General features: G+C 64.6%; 17 protein-coding genes. 2 read left to right on the forward strand and 15 right to left on the reverse strand.

What is annotated here, in order from left to right; genetic code table 11:
- Nucleotides 1-261 precede the first annotated feature (261 nt).
- The gene (locus tag AC07WT_RS35030; RefSeq protein ID WP_494950493.1) at nucleotides 262-1,269 is read left to right on the forward strand and encodes a GlxA family transcriptional regulator; all 1,008 of its coding nucleotides are present in this window, start codon (nucleotides 262-264) and stop codon (nucleotides 1,267-1,269) included.
- Nucleotides 1,270-1,329: 60 nt separating this feature from the next.
- Here AC07WT_RS35030 and AC07WT_RS35035 read toward each other — a convergent pair whose 3' ends face one another.
- The 13 genes from AC07WT_RS35035 to AC07WT_RS35095 all read right to left on the reverse strand — a co-directional run bounded on the left by AC07WT_RS35035 (nucleotide 1,330) and on the right by AC07WT_RS35095 (nucleotide 12,998).
- On the reverse strand, nucleotides 1,330-1,983 hold the full coding sequence (locus tag AC07WT_RS35035; protein ID WP_494950494.1) for a type II secretion system protein: 654 nt from the start codon (nucleotides 1,981-1,983) through the stop codon (nucleotides 1,330-1,332).
- Complete coding sequence (locus AC07WT_RS35040; RefSeq protein ID WP_494950495.1) at nucleotides 1,980-2,369, reverse strand: type IV pilin protein; 390 nt, start codon at nucleotides 2,367-2,369, stop codon at nucleotides 1,980-1,982. The genes AC07WT_RS35035 and AC07WT_RS35040 overlap by 4 nt, the downstream gene beginning before the upstream one ends.
- An 8-nt stretch (nucleotides 2,370-2,377) precedes the next feature.
- Nucleotides 2,378-2,923: a type II secretion system protein gene (locus tag AC07WT_RS35045; protein WP_494950496.1), complete on the reverse strand. Its 546-nt coding sequence runs from the start codon at nucleotides 2,921-2,923 to the stop codon at nucleotides 2,378-2,380.
- A 3-nt stretch (nucleotides 2,924-2,926) separates the two neighbouring features.
- Nucleotides 2,927-5,206 carry a secretin GspD/PilQ domain-containing protein gene (locus AC07WT_RS35050; RefSeq protein WP_494950497.1) on the reverse strand — a complete coding sequence of 760 codons (2,280 nt, stop codon included), beginning with the start codon at nucleotides 5,204-5,206 and terminating at the stop codon, nucleotides 2,927-2,929.
- Entirely contained in the window at nucleotides 5,203-5,889 is a 687-nt protein-coding gene (locus tag AC07WT_RS35055; protein WP_494950498.1) for a hypothetical protein, read from the reverse strand. The genes AC07WT_RS35050 and AC07WT_RS35055 overlap by 4 nt, the downstream gene beginning before the upstream one ends.
- The gene (locus AC07WT_RS35060; RefSeq protein WP_494950499.1) at nucleotides 5,886-6,452 is read right to left on the reverse strand and encodes a hypothetical protein; all 567 of its coding nucleotides are present in this window, start codon (nucleotides 6,450-6,452) and stop codon (nucleotides 5,886-5,888) included. The genes AC07WT_RS35055 and AC07WT_RS35060 overlap by 4 nt, the downstream gene beginning before the upstream one ends.
- Entirely contained in the window at nucleotides 6,449-6,979 is a 531-nt protein-coding gene (locus AC07WT_RS35065; RefSeq protein WP_494950500.1) for a PilN domain-containing protein, read from the reverse strand. The genes AC07WT_RS35060 and AC07WT_RS35065 overlap by 4 nt, the downstream gene beginning before the upstream one ends.
- Complete coding sequence (locus AC07WT_RS35070; RefSeq protein WP_494950501.1) at nucleotides 6,976-7,899, reverse strand: hypothetical protein; 924 nt, start codon at nucleotides 7,897-7,899, stop codon at nucleotides 6,976-6,978. Before AC07WT_RS35070 ends, AC07WT_RS35065 begins: the two co-directional genes overlap by 4 nt.
- Nucleotides 7,880-9,592 carry a GspE/PulE family protein gene (locus AC07WT_RS35075; RefSeq protein ID WP_494950502.1) on the reverse strand — a complete coding sequence of 571 codons (1,713 nt, stop codon included), beginning with the start codon at nucleotides 9,590-9,592 and terminating at the stop codon, nucleotides 7,880-7,882. Before AC07WT_RS35075 ends, AC07WT_RS35070 begins: the two co-directional genes overlap by 20 nt.
- Before the next feature lie 20 nt (nucleotides 9,593-9,612).
- A complete protein-coding gene (locus tag AC07WT_RS35080) occupies nucleotides 9,613-10,815 on the reverse strand; it encodes a type II secretion system F family protein (RefSeq protein WP_494950503.1) in 1,203 nt (400 codons plus the stop codon).
- A gap of 49 nt (nucleotides 10,816-10,864) precedes the next feature.
- Nucleotides 10,865-11,317, reverse strand: a complete 453-nt coding sequence (gspG, locus tag AC07WT_RS35085) for a type II secretion system major pseudopilin GspG (RefSeq protein ID WP_494951117.1) — start codon at nucleotides 11,315-11,317, stop codon at nucleotides 10,865-10,867.
- Nucleotides 11,318-11,492: 175 nt separating this feature from the next.
- Nucleotides 11,493-12,182, reverse strand: a complete 690-nt coding sequence (locus tag AC07WT_RS35090; protein ID WP_494950504.1) for a response regulator — start codon at nucleotides 12,180-12,182, stop codon at nucleotides 11,493-11,495.
- A 30-nt stretch (nucleotides 12,183-12,212) separates the two neighbouring features.
- Nucleotides 12,213-12,998 carry an SCO family protein gene (locus AC07WT_RS35095; RefSeq protein WP_494950505.1) on the reverse strand — a complete coding sequence of 262 codons (786 nt, stop codon included), beginning with the start codon at nucleotides 12,996-12,998 and terminating at the stop codon, nucleotides 12,213-12,215.
- 284 nt (nucleotides 12,999-13,282) lie between these two features.
- Here AC07WT_RS35095 and AC07WT_RS35100 point away from each other — a divergent pair, with 284 nt between their 5' ends.
- Nucleotides 13,283-14,416, forward strand: coding sequence for a sensor histidine kinase (locus AC07WT_RS35100; protein ID WP_494950506.1), 1,134 nt, complete (start codon nucleotides 13,283-13,285; stop codon nucleotides 14,414-14,416).
- Nucleotides 14,417-14,428: 12 nt separating this feature from the next.
- On the opposite strand, the gene AC07WT_RS35105 is transcribed toward AC07WT_RS35100, so the two are convergent.
- Together AC07WT_RS35105 and AC07WT_RS35110 are read right to left on the reverse strand one after the other, a co-directional pair.
- On the reverse strand, nucleotides 14,429-15,220 hold the full coding sequence (locus AC07WT_RS35105) for a response regulator (RefSeq protein WP_494950507.1): 792 nt from the start codon (nucleotides 15,218-15,220) through the stop codon (nucleotides 14,429-14,431).
- 95 nt (nucleotides 15,221-15,315) lie between these two features.
- Nucleotides 15,316-15,570 carry a hypothetical protein gene (locus tag AC07WT_RS35110; protein WP_494950508.1) on the reverse strand — a complete coding sequence of 85 codons (255 nt, stop codon included), beginning with the start codon at nucleotides 15,568-15,570 and terminating at the stop codon, nucleotides 15,316-15,318.
- Between the last annotated feature and the right edge of the window lie 35 nt (nucleotides 15,571-15,605).

A 15,605-nucleotide genomic window follows, 5' to 3' on the forward strand; every position in this document is an offset into this window, starting at 1 on the left:
CGTTCTTGTCCGCGTGCGACCATGAGGGAAACCCAGCATTGCGCGCGATGCGGCGCAACATCGGCGCCGCCGTGTTTTTTGGCGTGTCTTGCCGGTCCGCGCGCGGCTTGCTACGCTCGCTGGAGAACCGAGGAGGCCGGCCATCCGGAGTTCGGCCATCCGGCAGGCCGGTCATCCGGAGATGGCCATCCGGGTTTCCGGCCACCCGGGTCCGGCAACTCCGCGCCCGCCTGCGTCTTTCCTCTGTCGAGTTCCCGCACGATGCCCGAAGATATTTCGTTTCTGCTGCTGCCGGGCTTTTCGGCGCTCGGCTTCATGTCGGCGGTCGAGCCTTTGCGGGTCGCGAACCGCTTTCGCGGCGATCTCTACCGCTGGCACATTTTGAGCCTCGACGGCGCGCCGGTGGCGGCCAGCAACGGCATTTCGATGAACGCCGAGGCGGCGATCGGCGACGTCAAGGACGTGCAGACGCTCTTTGTCGTGGCGGGCTTCGACCCGCTCGCCTGCTATGCGCGCACGCTGGGCGATTGCCTCAAGCGCCTCGACCGCGCCGGCGCGACGCTAGGCGGCATCGATACCGGCAGTTTCATTCTCGCGGAAGCCGGCCTCTTTAGCGGCTCGGACAGCCTGACCGTGCATTGGGAAGCGCTGTCGGCGTTCCGTGAGCGTTATCCCGCGCTGGACGCGAGCCAGGAGTTGTTCGAAATCGGCGCGCGGCGCATCACCTGTGCGGGCGGCACCGCGTCGATCGACATGATGCTCGATCTGATCGGCCGCAAGCACGGCGCGGCGCTGGCCTCGGCGGTGTCGGAGCAGTTTGTCGTGAGCCGCATCCGGCAACGCTCGGATCATCAGCGGATGGAGATCGCGGCGCGCTACGGCGTGCACAACCGCAAGCTGATTCAGGTGATCGGCGTGATGGAACAGCATATGGAAGAGCCGCTCACGTCGGATCGGCTCGCGCAGGAAATCGGCGTGACACGGCGGCAACTGGAGCGGCTGTTCTGTGCGTCGCTCAAGGACACGCCAACGCATTTCTATCTCCAGTTGCGGCTCGACCGCGCGCGCGAGTTGCTGCAACAGACCGATATGTCGATCACGTCGATTTGCGTCGCCTGCGGATTCGAGTCGCCATCGCATTTCTCGCGGACTTATCGCGCGCGGTTCGGCGCGAGTCCGAGAAGCGACCGGCATCCGATGAGCGGCCGCGGCGGCGCGCCGTCAAACACTACGGCGAACCTGGCGGCTGCCGCAGTTTCGGAAAACTGATACGAACCGACGCGCTAACGTCCCTCCGCCACCGCGCGGCAATGCAGCGCATCGACCCGCTCACCGCAAGCCGCCCACACTGCGCCCGTTGAAACTGGGCAACGTGCTGTTCATCGGATTGAAGGTCGTCGCCGGCTTCGGGGGCGCTGTCAGCGTATCGGTGTTCGAATAGTTGCGCTGCACAGGCGGCAGATAGAAGAATCGCCAGCCGTCATAAGTCTTCTGGTTTTCGAAGTCCTCATAACGCCGCGGAAAGCCTGCAACTTTGATCGGTGCATCGGTGGAACTGCTATAGACGCCATAGATGCGGTCGCCCTGGCGCATGAAAACCCAGTCGTTCTTCCCCGTGACCGGGTCCGGATAGGCGTGGCGCAGATGATGCAGGGGCTTCGGGAAGCGCGTATCGTCGAGCAGATCGTCGATCGAGGCGGGAAGCGCCCGTCCTGCGCGGTAGTAACGAAGAATCGCCAGCCGGTACTGGTCGCCGACGAACAGCAGCTGCCGCTCGCGTTCGCGCTGCCGTTCCAGCGACCACACGTCGAGCGCGCCCGCGAGCGCAATCGATATCAGCATCAACGCAATCAGCAGCGTCAGCAGAACAAGTCCGTCCTCGCGCGTCGCGACGGTGCGCTGCCGTTGCCGCTGCCGTTGCCCTTGTCCGGCACGCCGCGCCAAGTGCCCACGCGGGTGCAGCCGGCGCGCCGCCGCGTTCATTGCGCGGCTCCCGCTTGATCTTTGGCCGAACCTTGCGGGCTGCTCGCCGGCGCGATGTCATACACGCCCGTCTTGCTTTCGTCCGGCGATGCAATCGCAGCCCATTTGTCGTCGCCGTTGACCGGGTCGACTGGAATCGCGCGCAGATAGTGCTTCGTCACCAGCTCGTCGAGCGTCTCCGGATACTGGCCGTTATCGCCGTAGTACTTGTCGATGGCGTCGCGCATCACCGCGACGTTCTGCTGACGCACCTGCTCCTTGCCGCGCTCGATGCTGTGCATGTAGCGCGGCAAGGCGATCGTCAGCAGCAGTCCGATGATCGCCATCACGACGACCAGTTCGATCAACGTGAAGCCGCCAGCCTTGCGCGCGAGAACGGATTTCATGATGCACGTCACCACTGTTTGTACGGAATGCCGTTGATGCCGACGCGATCGGTTTTCGCCGACACGTCGAACACGTCCTTGCCGGCCGGGGGATTGTCGACAGACTCACCGCCGTCGCCCTGGTTCGGCGGCTCGCCGAAGGCACGCACGTTCCACGTGTCCTCCGGGGCGACATCCGCTTCGCCCGTGAAAAACGGATCGCGCGGCACGCGGCGAAGAAACATCAGCAGGCCGCCTTTCGGGTCTTTCGCGTTGGGCACGCCGGTCACCATTACGGTGAGCGATGGCGGATAGCCGGACGCATCGGCCTCCCGCTCGATCATGCCCGTGTCGCTGGCTTCCTTGTAGGCGTCCAGTGCGGTACGAATCTCGCGCAGCGCCGCGCTCAGCTGCTGTTCCTTCTGACGCTGCACGATCAGCTCCGAGAACGGCACGATTGCGAGCGCGAGGATGCCGACAAGCGCCAGCGTGATGACCAGCTCGATCAGCGTGAAGCCGCGCTGAGCGGCGCGCGCCCGGACACGCAAGCGGAACGCATCGAACCGGACCTTCATGGCTCAGTACCCGTTTTGAATCGGACGCAGCGGGTTGTCGCTCTGCATGTCGCCGGGCGGCATCACGATGTTCGACGGCGGAAATGCGGGCGGCGGAGCCGGTGCTGGCGCGGGCGCCGGAGCGGGCGCTTGAGCCTGAGCCGCCGCCGGAGCCGCATTCGTTTCGCCGGCAGGCGCGGCCTCGGCGCCGCTCGGTTGCGCTCCCGGCACCGGCACGGCGGCCGGCGGCGCAGCCGGCGCGGCGGGTGCGCTCGGCAGCGTCGAGAAGCGGCCGCCGTATGGCGCCGGCGGCGGCGTCGTGCGCGGCGCGGGCGGCAACTGCCCAAACGCGCTGGTCGGCGGCGCCGTCGTGGCGGAGCCCGTAGCGCCCGCCTGCGGTTCGCGCGGCGCGCCAGTCGTGCCGCCGCCGACGTTGCCCGGCGTATGCGCCGCCGGAGCCGGCAGCGCTTGAGCCGCTTCGGCGCTTACCGGATCGAGCCGCAGCTGGTCGGCGTGGACGTTGACATCCGTGCCGGACCACAACTCCTGCGTGTCCGCATCGGCGGAAAGCTGCGGACGAATGATGTGCGGCGTGATCTGCAACACGATTTCCGTCTTCACGTGGTCGCCGTTGTGGTCCGAGAACAGGCGTCCGAGTACGGGCAGTTGTCCGAGGCCCGGCACCTTGTCGGCCGTCGTGCGGTCCTGATCCGAAATCAGGCCGCCGAGAATCTGACTCTCGCCGTCTCTTAGGCGCAGACTGGTCGACGCACTGCGCGTGCCGATCTGATAAGCGAGCGAAGTGAGACCCGTCTGCGAGTTGCTGCTGGAAATCGTCTTGGTGATGTTGCTCACTTCAAGATTGAGCTTGATGCCGACGTCGCCGTCACGATAGACCTGCGGCTCCACCTCCAGCTTGATGCCGACGTCGAGGTACTGAATCATCTGCGCGTACGAAGGCCCGCTCGTGCTCGGCGTGCTCGAACTCGAAATCACCGGGACTTTGTCGCCAATCAGTATCCGCGCCTTTTCCTTGTTACGCGCGCGGATACGCGGGCTCGCCAGCAGGTTCGCGTCGACGTCGCTGAGCTTGAAGTTGGCCGTGGCCGACAGGCCGCTGACATTCAATGTATTGATCGGCAGATGGTGCAACGCGCCCCAGGTGTTCGCCGTGGACGGCGTCGCCACTGAGAACGAATTCGGCCACTCGATGCCGAGGTCGGTCATGCGGTCGTGGGACACTTCCAGCACCTGCACTTCCAGCATGACCTCCGGTTCCGGCAAATCCTGCGCCGCGATCATTTCCTCGGCCACCCGCACGGTGTCCGGCGTGCCGCGGATCGTCACGGTGTTCGCCCGCTCGTCGATGACGACTTCCTTGATCTTCAGGAGGCTCTTCAACAGCGACTGGACCTGCTTGGCGTCGACGTTCGACAACTGGAACGTGCGCACTTTCAGCTCCTGATATTCGAGCTGCTTGGCGGGGGTCGCGGGGTAGATGAAGAGCGTATTCGCGTTGAGCTGTTTCTTGTCGAGCTGGTTCTGCATCAGGATCATGTCGACCGTGTCCTGCAACGACGCGTTCGTGACGAAAATCGTCGTCTTCAGGTCGGCGCGAACATCGCGATCGAAGATCACGTTCAGGCCCGAGGTGCGCGACAACGCTTCGAAGACCATACGCACATTCGCATCGCGAAACTGCAGCGTAATCGGCGTGCGCATGATCGACGACGCGGCGATATTCTCTTCCTTCGCCGAGCGTTGCTGCCTGCGCTTGTCCTCGATTTCCTTGAGCATCTGCAGCGCCATCGCGTTGGTCGGGTTCTGGACCAGTACACGGTGTATGCGTTCCGACGCCAGCGCGTACGAGCCGCGCTGCATCATCCGGTCCGCTTCCTGCAGGCTCGCCAGATCGCGGCGATCCTGGTCGAGCGCGGCGCCGATCTTGCGGCCGCGTTCGCTGCTCGGGTCGATCTGGCTCGCCGCGTAGAGCTTCTGAACGGCCGCATCGAACTGATAGCTCTTGCGCAACTGGTCCGCCTCATCGAGCAGCGCATCGGCCTGGTGATTGCGATCGCGCAGATAGTTGATCTGCAGCTCGGCGTTGTTCGGCTCGCTCTGCCGGGTCGGCGGATTCATGCACCCGCTGAAGGCGAGCGCGACCGCGATCGCCAGTGCCGAGCGCTTCCTTGTAGCCCAGCTGAAAGCGGGGCGATCGTCGCGAGACAGTCGCTCAGGCGACAGGTGTATCGACGAGCCGCCGTCTCCGATGCGGCTTCCACCCCGGTTGTATGCGGCTTTCATTTATTTTCCTTCGCTTGCGTGGAGAGCACCTGCCTCTCGTTCAGCGGCAGATAGGTCAGCACCACGTCGTTTTCCGAAATCGACTCGACACGATACTGTCCATCGACGACCTCACCCGGCGAAACGATCAACAAGCGGTCGCCGCTGCTGAGGAACACTTGCGGTTTCGCCGCTTTTTCATCCAGCTCGCCGAGGTAGGTAAAGGGCACGGGTGGAGCCGTGGGCGGCGCCACCGGCTCCGGAACGGGCGGCGCCGCCACGGGCGGCGGTGGCGGCGGCAGCCATGACGACACAACGAACGGATTGTTCGCCGACGTCAGGGACAGCGGCGCCCGTAGCGCGATAAGCCTCTCGCGTGGAGTCGGCGCCGCCTTGGCGGCCTTGGCCGGCCTGGCTGGCTGAGCGGCGCTGGCCGCACCGGCCGCCCTAGCCGCATTCACCACGTGCGCCGCATCCGCCGCGCTGGCCGGGTTCGCCACGTGCGATGCGGAAGCCGGCGCATATGCCGCGCCTTCGCGATGCATCGCGACCGTCCGCGCGCGCACGTCGTCGTGATGTGCGCCGCTGGCCGCGGCGACCGCCGCCGGCGTCTGCATCGCGGGCGCCAACTCGCGAAAGCTCAATCCCGCGGCAACGATTCCGCAGAACGTAAGCAACACGCGCCTGACGAGATCGGATTTCATGGTCGCGCTGCCCGATAGATGAGTTCGAAGCGCACGCGCGCGTCGAGCACGTTGCCGTTCACGGCGGGACGCTCGACATGGATTTCGCGCAACGCCGCGTTCGGCACGTTGTTGAGCACAGAGGCCAGAAAATGCCGGATCGAACCGTACTGATCCTTGACCGGCAAGAGCATCTGATAGCGGACGAAATGCGCGTTCGTATCGTTCGTCACGAGATACTCTGCCGAACCGAGCGTGAGATTGCTGTCACGGGCCTGGGCAAGGATCGCCGCGATGTCGTCGGCGCTCTGCGCGAACCCCGGAAACAGTTCGGGCAACGTATTGAGTGAGACCGTTTCAACAGCCGCTGACCGTTCCGCCGCTGCATGACGGGCCTTTGCAGTCTGCGCGAGCGACGCCGGATCGCGCAGTTCAGGCGGCTGCCCTTCCACGCGCGGAATCGCAGCCGCGACCACCGCTGCCGCACCCAGCAGCAGCGCGCCTAGCAGGCCAGGCAGCCCAAGGGAGCGCTGCAGTTCGAAGCGTAAGGTGAGCAGCCTGTCCTGCCACTGATCGCGGTTCATGATTTTCTCCAGACGGCGGTGATCTGGAAGCGCACCGGCGTGCCGGGCACGTTGGTCTCGATGATGTGATCGTTGAGCACCGCTTCACGCAGCAGCACGCTGGCCTGCAGATACCGGAGATACGCGATCATCGCGTCGAAGTTCTTCGCTTCCGCGGTGATGCGGATCTGGCTTTGCGCGGGGCTCTGATCGATGCCGATGAGGGCGACGTCGTGATCCGGGTAGTCTTCGACGATCGACAGCAGGTCTTGCCACGGCACCGTCAGTTCGCGCAGCACCGCGAGACTCTGGCTCTCCGCCAGTCTGGCCGCCGGCGTCTGCGGCACGGTGGCCGGGTGTGATCTGGCGAACAGCCGATGGCGTTGCGCTTCCTGCTCCGCTTGCACGCGGTCGTTTTCGTCGTAGGCATGCCAGAGGCGTTCGCCGCTCACGAGCAGCAGCAAGCCGGCCACGCACAGCAGCACGATGCCCGCCGGCGCGGTGAGCGCGCGGTGCCGGCCAAAATCGATGTGGAGACGGGGCATCATCGCGCGGCCTCCATCAGGCGCTGCGCGACCGATGTATCCAGCGCCGGTTGCGCGGGCCGCAGCGTCGCCAGGAAGCGCCCTTCGAACGGCGCCGGGTCGATCTCGCTGCCATACAGATAGACCCGGCACGCTTCGCGCTTGCCGCTCGTGCGGTTCGCGAGGCGCTCGAACGCCTGCTCGGCGCGCGCCGCGATTCGCGCAGCGTCGCTGGCGTCGCCGGGAAAGAGACGCTGCGCGTCATACGCGACCCAGCAGTTCGCCTCGACGAGCACCGCCTGCAACAGCGTATCCGCGACGAACAACAGCATCGCCGGGCCGGCGCCGGCTGCGTCTTCGGCGCGATTCAGCAGTTCCGGAAGACACAGCTTGAGGCACTGGATGTCGACGCGCGCAGCCGCGCCCGCTTCATGAATGCCGTCATGCAGCGTGCGGGACATCGCGCTCGCAAACACCGCGTGGCCGCCACGCTGCACCGAGAAGCGCACCTGCACCGAGTCGGCATCGATCCCGTAGAGATCGGCGAGATGAGCCAGCACGACTTCTTCGATTTCGCGTGCGCGCAGAGTGCGAAAGTCCCCGCGCAGAATCGTGTGACTCGCCCAGAAATCGTCCAGCACGATGCGTGCGCCGCGCTTTGCCGTGCCCTTCTGCTCTGCCGGCGCAGGGTCGGTGGCCAATGCCAGGTTCAGCGCGCCGAGCACGCCCGCTTCGGTGAAGCACTGCTCGTCCGGGATGGCGATGCTCGCAGGTTCAGGAAGTTCGCCAGGCTTGCGGCGCAACCGCATCCAGCGAGGCTTAGCCGCGCCCACGACCAGTTCGCGTGTACCGACGCCGACCGCGATCGAACTGCCGGCGGCTAGCGAACCGCCGGTGGCCAGCGAACCGCCGGCGGCTAGCAGACTATTCAACCATGGTGACACGGTTGATCTCCTCAAGTGTCGTTTCGCCCCGCATCACGAGCGCGACGGCGGCCGTGCGCAGGGTCTGCATGCCGTAGCGCATTGCCGCTGCCTTGATGTGCCCGAGCGGCGCGCGCTCCGAGAGCAACTGACGCAATTCGTCGTTCATCCGCAGCGCTTCCGCGATCGCGCGCCGCCCGCGATACCCGCTGCCGCGGCACGCCGCGCAACCCGTGCCGCGGCGAAAGCGGTAGCTGCCCGCGGCGTCGGGGTCGATGCCCGAACGGACCAGCGTGTCCGCGTCGACCGTGTCGTCCACCACGCAGTCGGCGCAGCACTGCCGCAAGAGACGCTGTGCGATCACGCCGTTCAGTGCCGACACGAAGCTGTAGGGGTCGACGTCCATATTCGTGAAGCGGCCGATCACGTCGAACACGTTGTTCGCGTGCACCGTCGTGAACACCTGATGGCCGGTCAACGCCGCCTGCACCGCAATCTGCGCGGTTTCCGGATCGCGGATTTCGCCGACCATGATCTTGTCGGGGTCGTGCCGCAGAATCGATCGCAGTCCGCGGGCGAACGTGAGACCTTTCGCTTCGTTGACCGGAATCTGCAGGATGTCGCCCAACTGATATTCGACCGGGTCCTCGATCGTGACAATCTTCTCGAGGCCGTCGTTGATCTCGGTGAGAATGGCGTACAACGTCGTGGTTTTACCGCTGCCCGTTGGCCCTGTCACCAGCAGCATCCCGTAGGGCATGGATGCGACCGAGCGCATGAAGCGCGTGTCGTCTTGCTGAAAACCGAGCGCTTCGAGCGTCAGCCCGCCTGCGGCCTGCGAAAGCTGATAGCGGTCGAGAATCCGCAGCACCGCGTCTTCGCCGAACTGATTCGGCATGATCGACACGCGGAAGTCGATCTCGCGGCCCGCATACAGCGCCTTGAAGCGGCCGTCCTGCGGCACGCGGCGCTCGGCGATGTCGAGTTCGGAAATGACCTTCACGCGCGACAACACCTGGTCGGCGACATCGCGGCCTTCCACCCGGCCGACCACGGTCAGCACGCCGTCCACCCGGCACTTGATCATCAACCCGTTCGCGCGGCATTCGAGGTGAATATCGCTCGCCATCATCTTCAGCGCGTCGTAGATGGTCGAATTGAGCAGCCGCACCACCGCGCTGTCGTCGCTGCTGATGCCCTGCAAGGTCAGCGCGAGCGAGGACGGGTCGGCGGCATGCTGAACCTGATCGTCGAAGGCGAGCGAGTCCAGCGCCCGCACGTCTTTCTCGCGCACGGCGAGCCACGCGGTGAGGTCGCCGACGCTGGCGAGCGCCCAGCTATACGGCACGGTCGGCCGCGAGCGCATCCGGTGTTCGACGCTGCCGCGCGTGCGGGCGTCGAGCGGATCGGCGATCACGAACAGCAGCGCGCCGCCTTCATCCGGTTGACGAAAACACACGCACAAGCGGGTCGTCGCTTCGACGAACGGCATCACGTCGAAATCCGCTTCGAGCCGGTTCAACGCCTGCATGCCGATCGATTTCATGCGGAACTGCCCGGCAAGCCGCACGACCATCTCGTCGGCGCTCAGGGCCGCCTGCGTCATCAATTCCTCCAGCGCCCGGATGCCGGAGCCGTGCCGCTCGCCGAGCGCGCGCAGCGCGTCGCGCAGCTCGATGCTGGGGCTTTCCGGTGTCGCGCTGATCGTGTCCATGCGTGTTCCCCAAGGCCGGCCTACTGGATGCTCGACGCAATTTCGAAGATCGGCATGTACATCAGCACGACGATGCCGCCGATCACCACGCCGATGAAAATCATCATCGCGGGTTCGATCAGCCGCGAAATCAGATCGATCGTGCGCGACACCTGCGCCTCCTGAAACGCGGCGATCCGGTCGAGCACGGGACCCAGTCCGCCGGTTTTCTCCGCGACGGTCAGCAGACGATAGGTAATCGCGTTGGCGAGGCCGGCTTGCTGGAATGCGTCGGACATCTTTGCGCCGTTGCGCACCTGTTGCATGGCGGCGGCGACGGCAACCTGATCGGTGCGGCTAACCAGCCCGCTGGCAAGATCGAAGGCCCGCACGGCGGGGATGCCGCCATCGACCAGCATCGCGGTCGTGCGGAAGAATTGCGACTGGCGAAACACCCGGAAGTGCTGGCCGATACCGGGCAGCGCGAGCATGCGATCGGCGATCCAGTTGCGCGCCGCCGCCCGGCGCAGCGCGACAACGGCCGTCACCACCAGCACGGCGAGGCCGACGGCGAGCTCTGTCCCATGCGCATGCACCATGCCGCCCCAAGCCATCAGCAGTTGCGACAGCAAAGGCAATTCATGTCCGCTATGTTCGAGCAGGGTCGCAAAGCGCGGCACGACGAAACCGAGCAGGAACAGCACGACGGCAGCGCCCACCAGCAGCAGGACCGAGGGGTAGATCGCCGCCGACACCACCCGGCCGCGCAGTTCGTGAAGCAACGCGCTATTGCGCGAGTAGCGGGTCAGGCTGTCGGCCAGACCGCCGGTTTGTTCGCTGGCTTTCACGCACGCCACCAGCACCGGGGGAAACACGTGGCTCGCGTGTTCGAGCGCCGCGGACAGCGACTGCCCCTCTTCGAGTTGCCGCAGCAGATCGCGATACACCACGGCCGAAGCTTCGCGGCGTTCGTTGCCGCCGAGCGTGCGCAACGCGTCGACCACGCCGACGCCGGCCTCGAGCAAGGCGGCGAGTTCCCGCGCGAACAATTCGACGTTGAACCTGGCGCCGGGCATCGCCGACCAGCTCGCGCGGCGGCGCTGTCCCCGCGCGTCCGCGCGCACCGACACGACACGCAGGCCCTTCGCACGCGCGAGCGCGGTTGCAGCGGCAGAAGAATCGCAGTCGACGCGAAGCGTCTGCACTGAACCGCGGGTATCGAAGACGCGCAGCAGGTACTTCACGTCGATTCTCCTTGCTGACAGCACACTACCAGGCACACTGCCAGGCACACTACCAGGACGAAATGGTCACGTTCTCACCGGTGCCGCCGCCCTGACCACTCTTGCCGAGCGAGAACAGGTCGTAATCGCCATGCTCGCCTGGCGAGCGGTACTGGTACGGGCGGTCCCACGGATCGGGCGGCACCGCTTTCTGCAGATACGGGCCGCTCCAGTGCGTCGCGTCCTGGGGTTTGACCATGAGCGCCTGGAGACCTTCCTCGGTCGTCGGATACGCACCCATGTCGAGACGGTATTGATCGAGCGCCTTGCTCAATGAGTCGATCTGGGCTCGCGCGATCTTGACGTTCGACTTGCCGACCTGCTCGAAGTAACGCGGTGCGACGAGACCCGCGAGCAAACCGATGATGACCATCACCACGAGCAGTTCGAGCAGCGTGAAACCGCCGTTGCGCCGCGGTGCCTGCGGTGCCTGTTGAACGCGTGCCGTGCGCATGGCGCTCATACGCACGGCAGACCTGATCGAGAACGATTCGTTGCGCACGTTTCTCCCCTTCTATCGACTCACCGCTCCGATACCGCCGAAGCCGTTTCATTCATTCTTGTTCAGGTCGATATCGGCAAGAAGTAGGGAGACCAGACCAAAGGGATGGGTAAAGACCCTCCAGTTCCCACGCCGTTCAGAGGAAGCCGTTGAACTCGTCCGTGTGGCTCGGCAGCGTGAGCACGCCCATGTCGAGCGCGATGCGCACGAGACCGGTGACGTTGGTGACGCCGAGCTTGCGCATCAGACTCGCACGGTGTTTCTCGATGGTTTTCGGACTGAGCCCGAGCTGCTCGCCGACCTGGCGATTGGTGTGGCCTTCCGCGACGAGCCGCAGCACCGTGCGCTCCCGGCCGGTCAGCGTGTTCCAGATCTGCGTGGGTTGCGGAACGCCCGGAAGCGGCTCGGGCGCCGCGCAGCGGTGTCTGTGAGCATCGAAAGCCGGGTTGCGTTTGCCCTGCATCACAAGGCGCATTTCGTTGACGAGTTCTTCGAACGATGCATCCTTGATCACGTAGCCATCCGCGCCGGCCGCCAGCGACGCGCGCACGTGCTCGTCGCTGCAATGAATCGTGAGCGCGATGATGCGTATGCGCGGCGTCTGCCGCTTGATCACGGCGATGGCCTCGATGCCGCTCATGCACGGCATCGAGAGATCCATCAGGATCAGATCGGGCAGCAGCGTACTGGCGAGACAGCAGGCCTCGAGCCCATCCGTCGCCTCGCCGGCGACCATGTAATCGGGCAGTGAGGACACCATCGTGCGGAGGCCGCCGCGCAGAAGATGCTGGTCTTCCGCAATCAGTACCCGATACTTCGTCTCCACTTTATTCGCTCCCGGCCGGAACCCGTGCGGTTAGTTCGAGGCGACGACTTCGTGGTAAGCGTTCAACAGGTCCGCCGGCGTCGCGAGACCGTCGAGGCGCAGCCATGGTTTGCCGGGCGCGGCGCGGAAGAAGGCCACCGCCGTGTGATTCATCTTGTCGCCGCGATAGACGTTGAATGCGCGTTGCGTGGCGATGCTCGCCTCGACCGTGCCGGTGTAATGCTGCCACTCGGGACCGGCATCGAACCGGGCTGCGTACGCTCTCAGGCGCGCCGGCGTGTCCTGCTCGGGGTCGATCGAGATCGACACCAGATGGACCTTGTCACGATCGACACCCAGCTTGCCCTGCAATTCCTCGAAGGTCTGGCTGACCATCGGGCAAATCGTCGTGCACGTCGTGTAGATGAACGTCAGGATGACCGGGCGGCCGTCGTTCAACTCGTCGACCAGGGAGACGGCCTTGCCGTCGTCACGAATCAGGGTCACCGCAGGCAGCGTGTATTCGGCGGTGGAGCGCGTCGTCCCCGCCGTCATGTCGTGGTGATGCATGTGCATCGCGGCGCCGGCGGCGGCAGCTTCAGCCGGCGCAGGCTTCATGTCCTTCATGGCGCCGTGAGGTTGCGCCGCCATTGCCGTGTTGCCGGCTGAACCTTCAGCAGCGGCGGGTTGCCTATCCGCCGTCATCTCGTGATGTTGCGCCTCCATCGCTGCGCCATCGGCCACGTCGGCGGCAGTTGCCGCCAGTGCGCCGACGCTGGTCAGCCCGGTGCCGGCCACCACGAATGCGCCTATCATCCATGTGCGGTTCATCTTCATCGCGGTCTCCAGAAACGGAAGAAAGAACGAGGCGCGTCGCCCAATACGCAGCCGCACGCGCTCCGCCCTGTCCGTTCAGTCTCGTGACTCCGCTTTCACGCGTCATTAGATGAAGCTCCCCAAAGCACGGTAGGGTATGCCTGCCAGAGGAAAATCCCGCTAGCTACCGCGCGGGGTGTCCCCCCCTTGACGCCCGTACATGCCCCGTTGGCAGACGCGCACACGGAGGCCTACAATCCGTTGACAGCTTAAAACTCGCTTAAGCCCACCCGCTGGGAGATCCCATGCATGCCAGTCAGCCCGAGGGACGACAGCTGAAGTTGCGCGATGTCATCGAGGCGATGCGCAAGCTGGGGATCGCGGCCCGGCTCGATGAACCGCAGGCGGGCAGCGTCGCCGACGCGCGCGGCGCAGCGCTTGCGATCGTGTCGGCGGATGGCATGTTCCTGTCGGCAAACCGCAGTGCTGCGGCGCTGCTGGGTTATTCCAGCGGCGAGCTGATCGGCCGCCGGCTGCTGGATATGGCGCCCGCGAGCGATCGTGCTTCGCTGGCCGCCCAGCTGTCCGAGGATCCCGCTCGCGAGTTTCATTCGTTCAGTACGCTGCTGGCCGGGCGCACTGGCCGCCCGACCCGGCTCATACTGCATCAGCAATTGATTGCAGCGGACCAGGACGAGGACCGCGCACGCCTGACGCTCTTCGAGGAACCGCTTGCGCCTGAAGAGCCGCTTGCGGACGATACTCAGCTATCCGAAGCAGGGGCACGCAATCGGCTGAAGTATCTGCTGATCGGTCAGCAGCGGGAGCGTCAACGCCTCGCCGCCGATCTGCACGACGGCCTGGGCCAGGCGCTGACGCTGATCAAGCTGATGGTCGAGGACGCCCGCATGCGTCTGCGCCGCGGACAAGCCGAAGACGCCGCGCAGAAGCTGGACGCCACCGTGTTGCAGATCCGCGAGACCATCGGCGAGATGCGGCAGATATGCGGCGAGTTGCGCCCGCTTGCACTCGAGCGGCTGGGTCTGCCCGCGGCACTGAGCACGCTGTGCCGAAGCGTGGACCGCGGCGCGGAGCATCTCGTGGTGAACTTTCACTGCGACGTCGACGACCGGGATGTGCCGGAGCATCTGAAAGCAGACATCTTCAGAGTCGCGCAGGAAGCGCTCAACAACAGCGTCAAGCATGCGGCAGCCACTGAAATCCGGCTCGCGCTGCAACGGATCGAGAGCGGTCTCTTGCTCACGATTCAGGACAACGGGACCGGCTATGACACGCGTCCGCTCTCGTTGAAAGAAATGAGCTCTACGGGGCTCGGCCTGACCGGCATGCAACAGCGGGTCGAATCGCAGGGCGGCTTTCTCTCGGTTCACTCCTCCGACAGCAGTGGAACGCTGGTGTCGGCGAGCTGGGCACTCTGACGGGCCCGCGCCTCACCCTGTCGCCGATCCGCTCACCCGCGGCACCGGCAACTCCGCGATATCGCCACCTTCAGCCGACGAGCCGGGGTGCGCCGCCGGCAACCGCACCAGCGTGTCGTCGGTATCGCGCTCGGCGCACTTGGCCGCGAGAGACGTCAACAGGCCCATGCTGATGGCGACCAGCACAAGCTCCGTCAAATTCTCGATGGCGAGCTTGTGCATGACGCTCGCGCGATATTTCTCGATCGTCTTCGGGCTGAGGTTCAGGTACTGACCGACCTGCCGGTTGGTGCGTCCTTCCGCAATCAGCTTCAGCACGCTGCGCTCGCGCGCCGTCAGGATGTCCCACGCCTTCTTCGGCGCGACGGCTTCGCGCCCGATAATGAATGAGTCGACCATGTAGCCATAGACGTCGGCGCTCAAATGTTTTTTCCCCTGCATCACCGCGCGTATCGCGACAATCAGTTCGTCGAACGACACGTCTTTCAGCACGTAGCCGTCGACGCCTGCGCGAAGCGCTTCCCGTACGTACTCTTCGGTCTGGTGAACGGTGAGCGCAATAATGTGCACGTGCGGCGAGCGGCGCTTGATGGCCGCGCTGGCGTCGATGCCGTTCATGCCACGCATCGACAGATCCATCAGGATGAGATCGGGGCTGAGCGTCATCGCAAGCTGACAGGCTTCCTTGCCGTCCCTCGCGTCCCCGACGACGTCGTAATCGCCTTGCGCCGAAAGCATGGAACACAATCCGTTGCGCAACAGATCATGATCCTCGACAACCAGTACGCGATATTTGATATTCACGATCCCCTCTCCTCGGCATGGCCGGTTGAGTGCACAACCGAAAGGTCGCCTTTTGCGGGTCGATATTTTTTTCAATTATTTCTTTCTAATTATTTTCAATTCCATCTCTTTAAGCTTACATATTCGTGAGACGATACTGTTTTATTCCCTGCGCTGCATTGGTTCGCAAGGTTCGCGCCATCGCTCTGCGGCCCGCCTGCAGCGCAGTTGTGCGCTGCAAAACGTAAAGTCGAATTACCAATTCCGGCCCAAAACGTTTCAAAAATGATAATTTCAGGGCTGAATCCGACATGGGTAATAATACGAATAAGAGCATCCTTCTCGCGCAAACCGGCAATAAGCAATAACACCTGCTATTGGCTATGGCTTCCACCGGAATTATTTT

It is taken from the genome of Paraburkholderia sp. GW821-FHT02A12 (assembly GCF_059422005.1).